The 16,188-nt window shown below is 52.9% G+C and carries 11 protein-coding genes and 1 tRNA gene; all 12 read left to right on the top strand.

Translation table 11 applies throughout. The features are described 5' to 3' along the window. The first annotated feature begins 157 nt into the window (after positions 1-157). The 12 genes from QU660_RS04950 (at position 158) to htpG (ending at position 16,098) form a co-directional block, all read left to right on the top strand. Positions 158-1,570, top strand: coding sequence for an oxaloacetate decarboxylase subunit alpha (locus QU660_RS04950; protein WP_304947202.1), 1,413 nt, complete (start codon positions 158-160; stop codon positions 1,568-1,570). Between the two features lie 94 nt (positions 1,571-1,664). Further along, positions 1,665-3,428: a hypothetical protein gene (locus QU660_RS04945; protein WP_304947201.1), complete on the top strand. Its 1,764-nt coding sequence runs from the start codon at positions 1,665-1,667 to the stop codon at positions 3,426-3,428. Between the two features lie 207 nt (positions 3,429-3,635). Then, positions 3,636-5,459: a cadherin-like beta sandwich domain-containing protein gene (locus QU660_RS04940; protein ID WP_304947200.1), complete on the top strand. Its 1,824-nt coding sequence runs from the start codon at positions 3,636-3,638 to the stop codon at positions 5,457-5,459. Between the two features lie 156 nt (positions 5,460-5,615). After that, positions 5,616-6,002 carry a GntR family transcriptional regulator gene (locus QU660_RS04935; protein ID WP_304947199.1) on the top strand — a complete coding sequence of 129 codons (387 nt, stop codon included), beginning with the start codon at positions 5,616-5,618 and terminating at the stop codon, positions 6,000-6,002. Between the two features lie 3 nt (positions 6,003-6,005). Beyond that, positions 6,006-6,608 (top strand): UvrB/UvrC motif-containing protein, encoded by a 603-nt coding sequence (locus QU660_RS04930; protein WP_304947198.1) that lies wholly within the window; start codon positions 6,006-6,008, stop codon positions 6,606-6,608. Continuing rightward, entirely contained in the window at positions 6,601-7,644 is a 1,044-nt protein-coding gene (locus tag QU660_RS04925; protein WP_304947197.1) for an ATP--guanido phosphotransferase, read from the top strand. Before QU660_RS04930 ends, QU660_RS04925 begins: the two co-directional genes overlap by 8 nt. A gap of 31 nt (positions 7,645-7,675) precedes the next feature. After that, positions 7,676-10,192, top strand: a complete 2,517-nt coding sequence (locus QU660_RS04920; RefSeq protein ID WP_304947196.1) for an ATP-dependent Clp protease ATP-binding subunit — start codon at positions 7,676-7,678, stop codon at positions 10,190-10,192. After that, positions 10,189-11,553: a DNA repair protein RadA gene (gene radA / locus QU660_RS04915; RefSeq protein ID WP_304947195.1), complete on the top strand. Its 1,365-nt coding sequence runs from the start codon at positions 10,189-10,191 to the stop codon at positions 11,551-11,553. The genes QU660_RS04920 and radA overlap by 4 nt, the downstream gene beginning before the upstream one ends. An 81-nt stretch (positions 11,554-11,634) precedes the next feature. Beyond that, a tRNA-Trp gene (locus tag QU660_RS04910) sits at positions 11,635-11,705 on the top strand. Between the two features lie 396 nt (positions 11,706-12,101). Beyond that, complete coding sequence (locus tag QU660_RS04905) at positions 12,102-13,565, top strand: phage tail tip lysozyme (protein WP_304947194.1); 1,464 nt, start codon at positions 12,102-12,104, stop codon at positions 13,563-13,565. Positions 13,566-13,677: 112 nt separating this feature from the next. Continuing rightward, on the top strand, positions 13,678-13,920 hold the full coding sequence (locus QU660_RS04900) for an HPr family phosphocarrier protein (RefSeq protein ID WP_304947193.1): 243 nt from the start codon (positions 13,678-13,680) through the stop codon (positions 13,918-13,920). 93 nt (positions 13,921-14,013) lie between these two features. Beyond that, positions 14,014-16,098: a molecular chaperone HtpG gene (gene htpG, locus QU660_RS04895; protein WP_304947192.1), complete on the top strand. Its 2,085-nt coding sequence runs from the start codon at positions 14,014-14,016 to the stop codon at positions 16,096-16,098. Positions 16,099-16,188 lie beyond the last annotated feature (90 nt).

Below are 16,188 nucleotides of genomic sequence, written 5' to 3'. Positions count from 1 at the left end.
GAATTGTCCGAAAGGCGATATACTTAACTCCGTGGATGCCGTTTGAATGCATGACAAGGCAAACGCTGTCTTGTTGTGCACAGACGGCGAGCGATAGCCGGTGTTTCGTCGGCCGGATGCTTATCTTTCGCGTGAGACTAGCGCAAGGAGAATATAGATGAATAACGAGAAGAAAAAACCGGTTCAAATTTGTGAGACCGTGCTTCGCGATGCGCACCAGTCCCTCTTTGCAACCAGAATGACGACTGAGGAAATGCTGCCCATCATCGATAAGATGGATGAGATCGGCTATCGTTCGGTTGAATGCTGGGGCGGAGCGACCTTCGATTCCTGCCTTCGTTTCCTGCATGAGGATCCGTGGCAGAGACTGCGCCTTTTGAAGCAGGGTTTCAAGAAGACGAAGTTACAGATGCTGTTCCGTGGCCAGAATATTCTGGGTTACAACCACTATGCGGACGATGTCGTTGAGTACTTCGTGCAGAAGTCTGTGGCAAACGGTATCGACATCCTCCGTATTTTTGACTGTCTGAATGACCTTCGCAATCTGGAGACAGCGGTCAATGCGTGCAAGAAGGAAGGTGCAGAGGCACAGATTGCTCTTTCTTACACACTTGGCGACGCCTATACGCTTGAGTACTGGGTCGGCCTGGCGAAGCGCATTGAGGATATGGGCGCGGATTCCATCTGCATCAAGGACATGTCCGGCCTTTTGACACCGTATGAGGCGTATGACCTCGTGAAGGCGCTCAAGGAGTCGACCAAGCTCCCGATAGACATACACACGCACTACACCTCCGGTGTCGCTTCGATGACACTCCTGAAGGCAATCGAGGCAGGGGCGGATATTATTGACACGGCCATCTCGCCGCTTGCCCTCGGAACCAGCCAGCCGGCAACCGAGGTTTTGGTGCAGACTTTAAAGGGAACGCCGTATGACACGGGACTTGATATCGAAAAGCTCTCGGAGATTGCAAAGTACTTCACCAAGATCCGCGAGAAGTACATTGCGAACGGACTTCTGAGCCCGAAGCTCCTCGGCGTCAACATCAACACGCTGCGCTATCAGGTTCCGGGCGGTATGCTCAGTAACCTCCTGAAGCAGCTCACCGAGGCTCACAAGGAAGATTTGCTTCCGGATGTGCTCGAAGAAGTTGCGCGTGTCCGCAAGGACTTCGGCGAGCCGCCGCTGGTTACGCCGTCGTCTCAGATTGTCGGTACTCAGGCCGTGATGAATGTCCTCATGCGTCAGCGCTACAAGATGGTGCCGAAGGAGTCCAGAAAGCTTGTCATGGGTGAGTTCGGTCAGTCGGTGCGTCCGGTGGATCCCGAGATCCAGAAGCAGATTATCGGCGATGAAACGCCGATTACCTGCCGTCCCGCAGATTTGATTCCGCCGCAGCTCCCGAAGTTCGAGGAAGAAGTCGGACCGTGGAAGCAGCAGGAAGAGGATGTCCTCTCGTATGCTCTGTTCCCGCAGGTCGCGCTTGATTTCTTTAAGTATCGACAGGCGCAGCAGAGCGGTGTGGATATGAATAAGGCGGATACGGCAAACGGTGTATATCCGGTGTAATTGAGAGTAACGAAAACGACTGCCGCCCCGGAGTGTTTTCTTCGGCGCGGCAGTTTTCTGCATGCTTTAACATATAAGGGGGAAATAAAGCGCAGTGAACGGAAAAAGAGCAAAGCGGATTGCGCAGGCCGCAATTCTTGCACTCAGCTTATTGACGCCGTTTTTACCGACACAGGTCTTACAGAGTATGGCCGCAACGAAGAGCGATGCGGCGTTTGAACAGCAGCTGGCGGCAGAGGGCTTTCCGGAGTCCTACAAGCAGAAGCTGAGAGAACTTCACGCGAAGTATCCGAACTGGGAGTTCAAAGCTCATCAGACAGGGCTCAGCTGGCAGGAAGCGGTGCGAGAGGAGAGTAAACTCGGCAGGAATCTGGTTTACACCACAAGCAAGGACAGTTGGAAGTCGAAAGATGCGGCTGCCTACAATGCTGCAACCAATACTTGGAAGGGCTTTGATACGAGTGCCTGGGTTGCGGCGAATTCCGATATTATCGGGTATTACATGGATCCCAGAAACTTTTTGGACAGTCGCTACGTTTTTCAGTTTCAGACCCAGGGCTATGATCCCGCAAGTCAGAATGCGGAGGGGGTTCGCATGCTGGCGGCAAATTCTTTCTTGACCGAAAGCGGTGCAAGTGTTGTCGGAAGTCGCTCTGTGGTCGAAAATCAGAGCAGTTCCGCGGACAGCGGTATTTCGGAGGCGACAAAAGTCGCCGGCGCCAGCGGAAAGAGTCCGAGCGCTGTCCTTTGGGCGGCTCCGGGAACTCCGCGGGACAGCGAAAACGTGCAAGTCGGAGAGGCGCCTCTCTCTGAGCAGGAACAGCAGAGTCAGGCCGCGGCAAACGGAAACAGACCCGCCGTGCCGACGCGCGGAGAGAGCGGCACAAAGCAGGAGGAGCGTGCAATCGGTGTGCTTGCCGGTGCACCGCGCGACCGTCTTGCAGCATCCGTAGAGGAGCAGGGCGAGACTGTTTCGGATGAGTCGTCTTCGGCTGCAGAGTCGGAGCAAACTTACGGAGAAGTACAGCCTGCAGCCGCGGAAGCATCTGTTGCCGAACCTTCGGATACATTCGAGGGTGAGGAAGCTGTGGCGGAGAAAGTCGCTGTAGAAGTGCAGGAAACTTCGCGACTCGAAGAAGTGCATCCGTACGATGTCTCGGTTGAGGGAGATGCAGAGAGTCAGCGCATTGAGGCAGATATCCAGGGTGTCATTCGCCGCGGTGCAACCGGAGCTTCGCAGAACAGCACGACTTCGCAGAACAGCACGACTTCGCAGTCCGGAGGTTCCGGCGGTGGCGGAACGGTATCGGGTGACGGCAGCGGCTCCAATCCGGTCGGTGTTGACTATATCTCCACCATCATGGATGCGGCAAACAGTTCGGGCGTGAACCCCTATGTGTTAACGGCGATGTTGATTCAGGAGCAGGGACGCAAGGGCGGCAGCGGTCTGATCAGCGGAAAGAATCCGAAATACCCGGGATTTTATAACTATTTCAATGCTCAGGCTTTTCAGGACGGCGATAAGACCCCGACCGAGCGCGGTCTTTGGTGGGCGAGCCTTGTGGATGTCACTTACGGAAAGCCTTGGAATACGCCGGAGAAGGCCATCATCGGGGGCGCAAAGTATTACGGTGACAACTATCTGAAGAGCGGGCAGGATACCTTCTATCTGAAGAAATTCAATGTGACGGAGAAGGGACGCTACGAGCATCAATACATGACCAATGTGCAGGCGGCTGCGGAAGAGGGCAGAAAGCTCGGCGAGGCTTATACCGAGGAGCTCAAACAGAAAAAGCATACCTTCCGGATTCCGGTCTATACGGACATGCCGGAGAGTGCGGCGGCTCAGCCGAATTGAAAATCGTAAGAGCGGGTGCTTGCCCGCTCTTTTTCGTGCGGGGATTCAAAGTTTTCGTAAAAGCCTATTCGATAAGGGTGAATATATAATCGCCCATCGGTGTCTTTGAGGCGCTGTTTCAAGTACTGGAGTTCACCCGGGATTCGTGTTAAAATGAGATGGATTTTAGATTCCCCTGAAAGGGACGGAAAGAGAGGAAAGGACAGAATGAAGCGAGGAAGCGTGACTCGAGCTTTTGTCTGCGGCGCTACTGCCGCGATGTTCAGCGCTCTAATTCAACTGAGTGCCTTTGCGCTGAGCGCAAACATTCAGTTTTCTGATCCGAGCACCAAGGTGGGAGAAGAGTTTACGGTCTCCATGCATGTACAGGGTGACGGAGCCATTGCAACTACGGACATTGCGCTCGGCTACGACAGCGAGAAGATGGAATTTGTGAGCGGCGACAGCGCGAGCAGCAGCGGCGGCGAAATCAGTGTGAAGAGCAGCGGCAGTGAAGCGGATGTCTATTACAGCCTGAAATTTAAGGCACTTCAGGAGGGGACGTCATCCGTTCAGGTTAAGAGCGCAAAGCTCGAAGACGGAAGCAGTCAGGCTGCGACAATTTCGCATCAGGGCAGCGCATCGGTGACAATCGCTGCGGGTGCGGCGAGTGAGGCAGCTGCTGCGGGTAGTACAGTCGAGACTGCCGCTGCGCCGACGGAGGCCACGGGACCCCTCAGCAGTCTGAGTCTGTCCCCCGGTACCCTGAATCCGGACTTCAGTGCCGGCAATACCGCATACACCGCCGTGGTCGGCGAAGATGTAACACGCATTGCGGTCACTGCGGTTCCGGCAGCAGAGGGCGCGAAGGTCAATGTGAGCGGAAACGAAAATCTGAAGCTCGGTGAAAATACAATTCAGGTAGCGGTTGTCGGCAGTGATGACAGTGCACTCGGAACTTATACGATTACGGTGACCAAGCAGGAGGGAGCAACGCCGGAGACAGCGCCGATCGAAGACAGCGAACACGTGACCATAGGCGGAACGGTATACAGCATTGCCGAAACCTTTGATCAGACGCTGCTTCCCGCCGGTTATGAAAGCGAGAACTTCATCTACGGAAATCGAAGCGTACAGGCCGGAAGAGGACCGGATGAGCACCTACACCTTCTTTATCTGTTTGCGGAGGGAGGCAGCGGTAATCTCTATTTCTACGATGACACCAGCAGAAGTTGGTCGCCCTATGTACAGGTTGGAGCCACCGCCAAAGCAGTTTCCGTGGTTCCGCTTGCGGAGGGAGTTGCGGCCCCGGAGGGGTTGGTGGTGCAGCAAGTCACGCTGAACGGAAAATCAGTGGACGGCTACATCGGTCAGAAAGATCAGGGACAGAATTATTGTGTCTTTTACGGCATGAATGCCAAGGGCGAGAAGGGCTTTTATCGTTTTGACTTAGTTGAGAAGACCCTGCAGCGTTATTTCCCGGGCGACGGCCCCGGTCAGAATACGGCCGAACTCTTACGGGCGCAGTATAAGGTTTCGCATCGCAAGATCGTGGGACTCACCGTTGCGCTTGTGCTTGCCATTGCCGCTGCGGTCTATGCTTTTTTGCGTGGCGGGCGTAGAAAGTCCCCGGATCTCGTTGAGAGAGAGCGGCGGAGAGCGGAGCGAAGAGCCGCACGTGAGGCGGAAGAGCAGTTGCGTCGCCAAGAGGAAGAAGCACTTCGTCAGACAGCGACAGAAGAAGTAGAGACCCATACCGAAGAAGTGGTTTCGGGAGAAGCGACCGCACAGGATATTGCGGAACAGAAAACCGTCCCGTTCGGCGAGGCACAGAAAGCAATTCTCGAGATGGGGGAAACGGCAGGGACGGATCAAACTGCGGAGGATTTGGGGCCGACACGTGTACTGCCGCAGCTCAATATGAGTGAACAGGTGAGAGAGACACTCGAAGAAGCACGTAGCACGGCGGATGAAATTACTGCGCAGGCTAAGTCCGTGAGCGGTAAAAAGAATGCCGCAGACGAGGGTGTTTTTGAGAATATCGAGCTCTGATTGAAACGTTGAATGAAAGCAGGGAGCGGGGCACTTCGCAGATTGCGAGGTACTCCCGCTCCTTTGTTCTTCGGAGAACTTGTGTCTTCGTCGCATTGACGGGAACTGTAGGCTGTTATATAATTCATGTAACAGTTTGAGCAGAGAGGTGTGGATATGAAATTATGTATTGATTTTAACAGCGATGAGGCTTTTTATATCCAGCTGATCAACCAGATTATACTTGGAATCGCGATGGAGCAGTTTCAGGAGGGTGATTCTCTCCCCTCGGTGCGACAGATGGCAGATTTGGTCGGAATCAATATGCACACGGTAAATAAGGCGTATAACATATTGCGCCAAGAGGGCTTCATCAAACTGGATCGGCGGAGAGGTGCCGTCATCTCTATCGATATGGACAAACTTCGTGTACTGGAGGATATGAAACGAGAACTTTCGGTCTGTCTGGCGCGCGGGATTTGTAACGGAGTGAGTCGTGATGAGGCTCACCAGCTGGTAGACGGCTTGTACGACGCTTTCAGTAAATGTGAAGCGGAGGAGTGAGCAATGTTATGTGAGCGATGCAAAAAACGAGAGGCGACCATTCTTTACCGGGAATTCGGAACGAACGGGGAGAAGACAGAACTTCGGCTCTGTGAGTCCTGTGCGCGGAAGATGAATATCGGAAGCGACCTGGTTGATTTCGAGGATGATCTTTCCTTCGGAGTCATGTTGTCGGCCTTTTTTACCGGACAGAGCGAAGAGAAGAAGGTGGATTATGACCGGGTGATTTGTCCGGACTGTAAGACGCGCTATACGGATTTTGTGCGGCAGTCGCGTTTCGGCTGCCCGAGCTGTTATGAAGTGTTCGATGTGCTGATGCGCGATAATATCAAACAGTTACAGGGATCCGATATTCACAAGGGAAAACGCCCCAAGTACGGCCTTCGCATGCGCCCGGAATCCGAGGCGCGAGAAATGGCGGTCAACGAGGGCAGTGAGAAAGAGACAGCTGTGGCTCCCGCCTCGTCTCCCGAAGTCGAGAGACGCATTCAGATTCGAGGTTTGCGTGTTCAATTGAACGCGGCCGTACGAGAGGAGAATTACGTTCGCGCGGCGGAAATCCGCGACCGGATACGAGCTCTGGAAAAGGAGGACGGCGATGCTTAAGTGGTATGAGCAGGTCAAGATGGAGCCCGGAAAGTATTATGTATCGAACCGGATTCGTCTCGCCCGCAACTGGTCGGAATATCACTTTCCGCGACGGCTTCGAAATGACGAGGCGAGCGAAATGGTTCAGCGCATGCGGGACGCCCTTCAGGAACTCCCGCTACAGCAGCACGAGAATGTACGAGACTGTCTCCTCACGGAAGTTCCGGAGATACGCCGTATGGCCATGCGCGAGCGCCGTGTACTGAGTTCCAGTATTTTAGAGCGAAAGGCGCCGGTGGGACTGTTTTTATCGGAGAGTGAGAATCTTTCGCTGGTGTTAAACGGGGATGACCATATCCGCCTCCAGCTTATGGGGCCGAATCTCGGAATGGAGGAGCTCTACCGAAATATCGATCGGCTGGACGATTATATGAATCGTCAGTTTGAGTACGCGTTTGACGCGCATTACGGTTATCTCACTTCTTTTCCGACCAATGTCGGCACGGGAATGCGCGCAAATATCGTTTTGCATTTGCCGATGCTTGCGCAGAGCAAGCAGTTTCCGAAGCTCTTGGAGTCTCTCGGGCAATTCGGCGTTAATATCCGCGGAGTCTACGGCGACGGTAAGGAAAACCACGGTTCGCTCTTCGATCTCAGCAATGCACGCACGCTCGGCGTATCCGAGCAGGAAATCATGAACTTGGTCAAGAAGACCGCAATGCAGTTAAACAGTGAAGAGGAGAAACTCAGAACCTATTCAATCGAATCCAATCGCCTGGAACGAACGGATGAGGTGTTCCGCGCCTATGGCTTTTTGAAGTATGCGAGACGGGTCAGCATACGAGAGGCACTCCGCAATCTCTCGGCTGTGATGGCCGGAATTACGGACGGGCTTGCGAGGACCGAACAGGAATTGAGTATCTATGCGCTGTATCTCGGAGTACAGCCTTCCAATTTGATTGCGGCGGAAAAAGAGCCGGTCGATCGGGAAAAAATAGATATACTCCGTGCGAATTATCTGAGAAGGATGTTGCCGGAGTTGATTGAGCGCTGAGTAACGCAGCGTGTAACAGGAAGGAGTTTGTATGGCAGATTATTTTACCGAGCAGGCGCAGGAAGCACTGGAATACGCACACCGCGCGGCAGAGGAACTGCATAATAGTTATATCGGAACAGAGCATTTGCTCCTCGGGCTCGTGCGCCAGGGCAGCGGCGTTGCCGGACAGGTTCTCATTGAAAATGAGGCGACGGAAAAGCGTGTACTTGCGCTGATGGACAAAATGCTGGCTTCGGTGGAACGCGTAAAGCTTGCGGAAGAGCCGAAGTATACGCCGATGTCGCGCAGGGTCTTGGAGTACAGTAAATCGGCTGCGGAGCGCTTTCAGGCGCCGCAGGTCGGAACGGAGCACATTCTTCTCGCGATTTTGAAGGAAAAGAACTGTGTTGCGAGCAAGCTGCTCTACACGATGGGCGTTAATATTCAGAAGCTCTATGTGGATTTGATGCGCGCAATGGGAGAAAAGCACAGTCCCGAGGATATTCCGCAGCAGATACAGGGCGGCCCGCACAGCATTTCGGCGGCGCCGACACCGACGCTCGATCAGTATTCGCGCGATCTCACGGAATTTGCGCGCCAGGGCAAGTTGGATCCGGTCATCGGAAGAAGTGTGGAAATGCAGCGCGTCATGCAGATTTTGAGCCGCAGAACCAAAAACAATCCCTGCCTCATCGGTGAGCCGGGTGTCGGAAAGACCGCAGTGGTTGAGGGACTTGCGCAGCTCATCGTAAACGGTGAAGTCCCCGAAACACTGGCCGAGAAGCGTTTGGTTACACTGGATCTCTCCGGTATGATTGCGGGCTCCAAGTACCGCGGTGAATTCGAGGAGCGCATCAAAAAGGTATTGCAGGAAGTCATGCAGGCCGGAAATGTGTTGCTCTTCATCGACGAGATTCACACGATTATCGGTGCCGGTTCCGCAGAGGGGACCATGGATGCAAGCAATATTTTGAAGCCCTCTCTTGCGCGCGGCGAGTTGCAGTTGATCGGTGCAACGACGATTGAGGAGTATCGGAAGCACATTGAGAAAGATGCCGCGCTTGAGCGAAGATTCCAGCCGATTACGGTTGAGGAGCCCACCGAAGAGGAATCCGTGCGCATTCTGGAGGGGCTGCGCCCGCGTTACGAGGCTCACCACAAGGTGAATATTACCGACGAGGCAATCAAGGAAGCCGTGAAGCTTTCGGCGCGCTATATTTCCGATCGTTTCCTGCCGGACAAGGCGATAGACCTCATCGACGAAGCTGCGTCCCGCCTGCGCCTTGCGGATTATGCGGAGCCCTCGGAAATCAAAAAGCTTTCCGAGGAGATTACCAAATTGGAAAGCCAGAAGGAAGAGGCGGTGCGCGCGGAAGAATTTGAGCGCGCGGGGCAGCTGAAGAAGCGCCAGGAAAAGAAAGAAGAGAAAATCAGCAAGATCAAAGAGGAGTGGACCAAGGCGAGACGGGAGCGAAAGCTTGTGGTCGGTGAGAACGAAGTCGCCGATGTGGTTTCGCTCTGGACCAGAATTCCGGTCAAGAAGCTGACAGAAGAAGAGAATGAGCGCTTAAAGAAATTGGAGTCCATCCTCCATGAGCGCGTTATCGGTCAGGAAGAAGCTGTCAGTGCGGTATCCCGCGCGATTCGCCGTGGCCGTGTCGGTCTCAAAGACCCGCACCGCCCGATCGGCTCCTTCCTCTTCCTCGGACCGACCGGAGTCGGTAAAACCGAGCTTTCGAAGGCTCTCGCCGAGGCGATGTTCGGAACCGAACAGGCATTGATCCGTGTCGACATGAGTGAGTACATGGAGAAGCACTCGGTCTCAAAGATTGTAGGTTCGCCGCCCGGCTATGTCGGCTACGAGGAGGGAGGACAGCTCTCGGAGAAGGTGAGACGAAATCCCTACTCGGTCATTCTCTTTGATGAGATTGAGAAGGCGCATCCGGATGTGTTTAATATCCTCCTGCAGGTGTTGGACGACGGGCATATCACGGATTCGCAGGGCAGAAAAATCGACTTTAAGAATACTGTCCTCATTATGACGAGTAACGCCGGAGCTTCCCGCATCATTGCGCCGAAGACCCTGGGCTTTGCGGCACAGGAGAATAAGGAGACCGACTATAAAAACATGAAGGGCGGTGTGATGGATGAGGTTCGCCGTCTCTTCAAGCCGGAATTCTTAAACCGCATCGATGAGATTGTGGTGTTCCACCAGTTGGATCGCGACAATATGAAGCAAATCGTGGATATTCTGCTTCGGAATATCGAGAAGCGCAGTGAAAATCAGATGGAAATCAAGCTCTCCTTTGATGACAGTGCGCGCGAGTTTCTGATTGAGAAGGGCTACGATCCGAAGTATGGTGCGCGTCCGCTCCGCAGAGCGATTCAGAACGAACTGGAGGATAAGCTTGCGGAGGCTATGCTGGACGGGAAGGTGAAGGCCGGTGATCAGGTGATGGTCAGCTGCCCGGCAGTCCTTGAAGGGGAAGAGGCGAGCCTTTCGTTTGAGACCAAGCATAAACCCAAGCGGAAAACTGTGGCGAAGAAGGATCAGGTGAAGGATTGAAGCGGAGCACAGCTTATTTTTGCGCCGAATGCGGATTTGAATCGCCGAAGTGGGCGGGGCAGTGCCCCGCCTGCAAGGCGTGGAATACCCTGGTAGAAGAACCGACGGGCGCCAAGGAAAAGTCACGCGCCAAAATACAGGCCGGGCGCCCGGGGGTTCCGGCCCCGGTACATTTAAGCGAAATCGATGCGGCAAGAGAATTGCGCATCGACACCGGGTTTTCGGAGTTAAACCGTGTTCTCGGCGGCGGAACGGTCGAGGGCTCTCTTGTTTTGATCGGCGGAGACCCGGGCATCGGAAAGTCAACCATACTTCTGCAGGTATGCAAGAACTTTGCGGAACTTGGGAAGCGGGTCCTATATATTTCCGGCGAGGAGTCGCTGCGACAGATTAAACTTCGTGCGGAGCGCTTAAACGCCATGCAGGGGGATTTGCGCTTCTTGAGCGAAACCAACCTGGATTTGATTCGGGAATTACTGCTCCGCGAAAAACCGGACGTTGCGATTATCGATTCGATTCAGACCATGTATTGTGATGACATCAGCGCCGCGCCGGGTTCCGTGAGTCAGGTGCGTGAATCGACCAACGCCCTCATGCAACTTGCAAAAGGCAGCGGCATTGCCATCTTTATTGTGGGACATGTGACCAAGGAGGGGCAGGTGGCCGGTCCCCGCGTGCTTGAGCACATGGTGGATACCGTACTCTATTTTGAAGGAGAGAAGAGTTCTTCCTATCGAATTCTTCGCGCGGTCAAGAATCGCTTTGGATCCACCAACGAAATCGGTGTCTTTGAGATGACCGAGAGGGGCCTTGAAGAAGTCAAAAACCCTTCGGCCTATATGTTGGAGGGGAGACCGCTCGGCGCGAGCGGCGCCGTGGTTGCCTGCTCGCTTGAGGGGAGTCGGCCTATTTTACTTGAGGTTCAGGCCTTGGTGACGGAGAGCGCCTTCGGTATGCCGCGTCGAACTGCGGCCGGTATCGACTATAATCGCGTGAATCTCCTGATGGCGGTGCTGGAAAAACGGTGTCGCCTGCCGTTGTCACGCTATGATGCCTATGTGAATATTGCGGGCGGTATGCGAATGAATGAGCCTGCGGTAGACCTTGCTGCGGTGATTGCCATTATTTCTTCCTTTCGAGACCGCGCGGTGGAGGCAGACACTGTTATATTCGGGGAGGTGGGACTCTCCGGAGAGGTACGTGCCGTGCCGCTTGCGGAATACCGAATTCGTGAAGCCGCTAAGCTCGGTTTTACACGCTGTATCATGCCGAAATCCAATGCAGAGAAGTGCAGGGCGGTGGAAAACATCGAGTGCTGCGGAGTATCGAGTATACAGGAAGCCATGCATTTACTTTTTTAAAAGAATTTTTCGGAAAGACTTGACGCAAAAAGAAGGAACGGATATAATAGCCCCTGTGCTTAAGAGCGTGCTCTTAACCACAGAGGAATAGTTCAGTGGTAGAACGTTGGTCTCCAAAACCGAAGACGGGAGTTCGAGCCTCTCTTCCTCTGCGAACGGATGGCAAGCAGTCAATGCTTGCCATCTTTTTTTATGTGTATAGCAAGATACGCATATTTTGCACTAAGATACGAGATGAACAGTATGGTTTCGTGATTACGACTATAACATCAGAAATTAAATAGAAATCCTGTGAAATAATGAACATATATACCTGGAATATATACATAAATTTGTGCATTAACACGACTGTGGCTTTCCGACAATGAAATTTGCATCTTGGTATGACTGACATTTTGACGCCATATTTTTGCAACAAATTCTTAATAAAATTCAAGACAGCTTGAAAAGCCAAAATGTGAATGACATACTACCTTCGAAATCCTGCATCTTCTGCATCTTCAAAATCTTGTGGAAGTACGAGGTAAGATAATACGATGAGAAAAGATATGAATTTGTGGCTTCGGAAGTATGTGCAGCGTCACCGTGCGGTTTTGGTTATCTCCTGTATGGTGGGGGTATTCCTGATTCTGCCCTTTGGTCTGCGTAGTATGTGGGCGACGGGTAAAAGGCCGGCGCTTGAAAAGACTGCGGAGGATATCGTGCGTGAGACAGTCGCTGCCCAAATCACCGCAGAGAGCAGCGAAACGCCCAGTGTCTCCGCGTTTATGCTGCGTGCAAGTAGCGCAGGCTGGCAACAGACGGCAGCAGGCTGGATTTATCTCAATGCCTCCGGCGAACGAGAGACAGGGACTTGGATTGTCGGAGAAGACGGACGCTATTACTATGTCAATGCGGCCGGCATCATGGAATACGGGGAGATTCTTCGAATCGACGGAGAACGCTATCACTTTGCTGCGGACGGCAGCATGAGTACAGGGCGTTTCTACCAGGGAGAATATGAGTACTTTGCATCAACGAGCGGTGCTCTTTATCGAAACAGCTGGGTACAGGACGGCGAAAATTGGTGTTATGTCGACGGCCTGGGGCATATCCTGAAGGGTGGCATGACTCCGGATTCCTACTATGTGGACGAGCGGGGCTATCTGATTGCTGCGCCGGGATCCCGCTTTGAGGGCTTCACCTATGAGAATGACGGGGCACATCAGCTCTATCTCAATTTGGGAACGGCGGATATCATTCACAGCTACTTAAAAACGCGAGGTTGGACAGAAACCGCAATTGCGGGGCTTCTCGGAAACTTCCAACAGGAAAGCGGCATTAATCCCGCGCTTGAGGAGGCCGGAAGCCATAACGGTTACGGACTCGGACAATGGAGCTTTGAGCGCCGTGTTCGCTTGGAGGCATATTGCAGAGAGCGAAATAAGCCCTATGATGACTTGCTGACCCAGCTGGAGTTCTTATTGCAGGAACCCGGGGAGAGTGAGTTTGTTGCACGCTATGCGAGAACCGATTGGAGTTCTCCGGCAGCAGCCGCGATTGAATGGGGAATCAGTTGGGAGCGTTATAACCTCGCGGATCTTTCGATGAGTCGCGTGCGCATACCTTATGCCGAAGCATATTATGCACATTATGTTCACGGGGTTTCTTTCTTGGTTTCAAGTACAAAGTATGAGGAACCGAAGGCCCTGATGGAAGTGGCTAGCGCAGCAAATGCCGAGGCAAGGACTGCGTCGGTCGAAACAGAAGCACCGGAAACAAAGGCTGAGGAGACAACGAGCGCGAACGAGGCTAAGACGACGGAAGAGAGTACAACGGAGAGCAGGGCGGAAAGTTCTTCGGTAGCGGAAGAGGATGAGAGAAGAAAGGTGGGAGTCAGCTCGACCGGCGGTTCCGGCAGTGTTGTGCGTAAGGTGCGGGCTGCTGCTTCGGTTGAGACCGAGGAGGATCATGGCCCCGGCTTCCGAGAAGATGAGCAGACGACAAGCGCCGAGACGGAAAGCAAGGAGTAAGTTGCCACGCACAAAATGTTCACACAATTTCACTTGCCATGCCGAATAAGCAGTGATATAATTCCTCCAATCTTAAGAAACATTCCTAAGATTGCTGATAGGAGGTTCAATCATGCAAGAGAGATATATTAAATTAAATTCGGTCGAGGATATCAAAACCTTTGTCCGTGCTGCTGAAAACTGTCCTTTTGATATCGATGTGAACTACAATCGTGTTTATATCGACGGAAAGTCCTTCCTCGGACTGATGGGGATGGATCTCAATCAGACTTTACGGGTGCAGTTCAGCGGTAACGACGCGACCTTTGAAGCAATGCTTGAGGGCTTTGCCGCAGGTAAGAACAGCGCGGCCTGAGATAAAGAAGGAGCGAAAGCTCCTTCTTTTTTACATTGACTTGTGTTCTACATGTAGTATAATAAGTACAAAACATCTCGGAGGTGGAAGAACATGGAAAACAAACAGGGCAGCTTGTCGATACACAGCGACAACATCTTCCCGATCATCAAAAAATGGCTGTATTCCGATCACGATATCTTTGTGCGTGAGCTGGTTTCAAACGGTTGCGACGCCGTTACCAAGTTAAAAAAGCTTGCACTGATCGGGGAATATCAGGCACCGGAGCAGGAGCGCTATGAGATTCGGGTGGAGGTAAGCCCGAAGGAGCGGCGCATACGCTTTACGGACAACGGTGTTGGCATGAGTGCGGACGAGATTGAAAAGTATATCAACCAGATTGCGTTTTCCGGCGCCCGGGATTTCATTGAGACTTATAAGGATAAGGCGAATGAGGATCAGATTATAGGGCACTTCGGCCTCGGCTTTTATTCGGCATTTATGGTTGCCGATCGCGTTGTAATTGAGACCAAGTCTTACCGTGAAGCAGAGGGAGCTGTGCATTGGGAGTCCGAGGGCGGAACCGAGTACAGTATGCAAGACGGCACGCGCAGCGAACACGGAACCGAGATTACCCTCTATCTCTCCGAAGAGAGCCGTGAGTTTTCGGAGCTTCCGCGCGTCAGAGAAGTGCTTGAAAAGTACTGCGGCTTCATGCCGGTTGCCATCTATCTCACGGATGCGGATGCCGCACCCGAGACAGAGCTCATCGATCCGGATGAGAAGAGAGAGAATGATGTGGTGCTTGAGACCGTGCGGGAAGAGGCAGAGGTCGAAGAAAAGACCAAGGAGGACGGCAGTAAGGAACTTGTCGAGCTTAGCCCGGCGCGGGAGCGCCTGAAGATTCAAAAGCGCCCGCAGCCGATTAACGACACCGAGCCTCTCTGGAAAAAGCATCCGAACGAGGTGAGCAAGGACGAGTACGAGGCGTTTTACCGCAAGGTGTTCATGGATTACCGAGAGCCGCTCTTCTGGATTCATCTGAATATGGATTATCCCTTCCGTCTGCAGGGCATTTTGTACTTCCCGCATATTGAGCTCGAGTACGAAGCCGCGGAGGGAAAAATCAAACTCTTCAATAACCAGGTTTTCATTGCGGACAACATCAAAGAAGTGATTCCGGAGTTCCTTTTGCTTTTAAAAGGTGTGATTGACTGCCCGGATCTTCCGCTCAACGTCTCACGTTCGGCTCTGCAGAATGACGGCTTTGTCAAGAAGATCAGCGCCTATATCACGAAGAAGGTCGCGGAAAAACTGACCGGTATGTGCAAGACGGATCGTGAGAACTATGAGAAGTATTGGGATGATATTGCCCCCTTTGTCCAGTACGGCTGCCTCAAAGACGAGAAGTTTGAGGAGAAGGTAAAGGATGCTGTGCTCTTTAAGAATCTCGAAAAGAAGTATTTGACGCTGGAAGCTTGCCTCAAAGAGAATGAGGAGCGCTTTCCGAACCGCATTTTCTATGTGACGGATGAAAAGCAGCAGAGAAGCTATATCGATCTTTTCAAGAGCCAGAATATTGACGCGGTTATTTTGCCTCACGCCATTGATATGCCGTTCATTCAGAGCCTCGAAGCAAAGAATAAGGACTTAAAATTCCTTCGAATCGACGCGGATTTAAACGAGGCTCTGTGCGAGAAAGAAGAAGCTGCGGATGAATCGAGTGAGACCAGAGAAAAGGCTCTTGCTTCGGCGGTGCAAAAGGCCATCGGTGAGGCGGCCCCGCAAGTGAAACTTGAAAGCTTTAAAAACGCTGAGGTTGCGGCAATGCTCACTCTCTCCGAGGAATCCAGACGCATGCAGGACATGATGCGGCAGTACGGCATGGCTGACAGCGAGGGAATGTTCGGTGCCTCCGGGGCCACGCTTGTCTTAAATCGGAAGCATCCGCTGGTGAAGTACTTACAGGAGCAGGTTGTGGTGCGAGACGGCAGCGAAGCTGAGGAGACAGCACGCGAACATGCGGAAGTCGAAGTGCATGAAAGCGCGGAGCGTAAGCCAAAAACCAAGGGACTCACAAAGCAGCTCTGCGAACAGCTCTACGATCTTGCCTGCATTCAGCAGGGCACACTCAGTCCGGAGCGAATGAAGGCATTTATCGAGCGCAGCAATGCACTGATGGAAGCACTTACAAAATAAACTTGTGCTTTTCCTTGCCTTTCGGATACAAACGTGATAGAGTTTAAACGTACATAGGTAAACGACAGAAGTGTGGGCCGGGCGGTCCAC

This window comes from Stomatobaculum sp. F0698 (assembly GCF_030644385.1).
Classification (GTDB): domain Bacteria; phylum Bacillota; class Clostridia; order Lachnospirales; family Lachnospiraceae; genus Moryella.
Note: the sequence above shows the minus strand (reverse complement) of the source record. Positions and strands in the feature narration are given on the sequence as shown.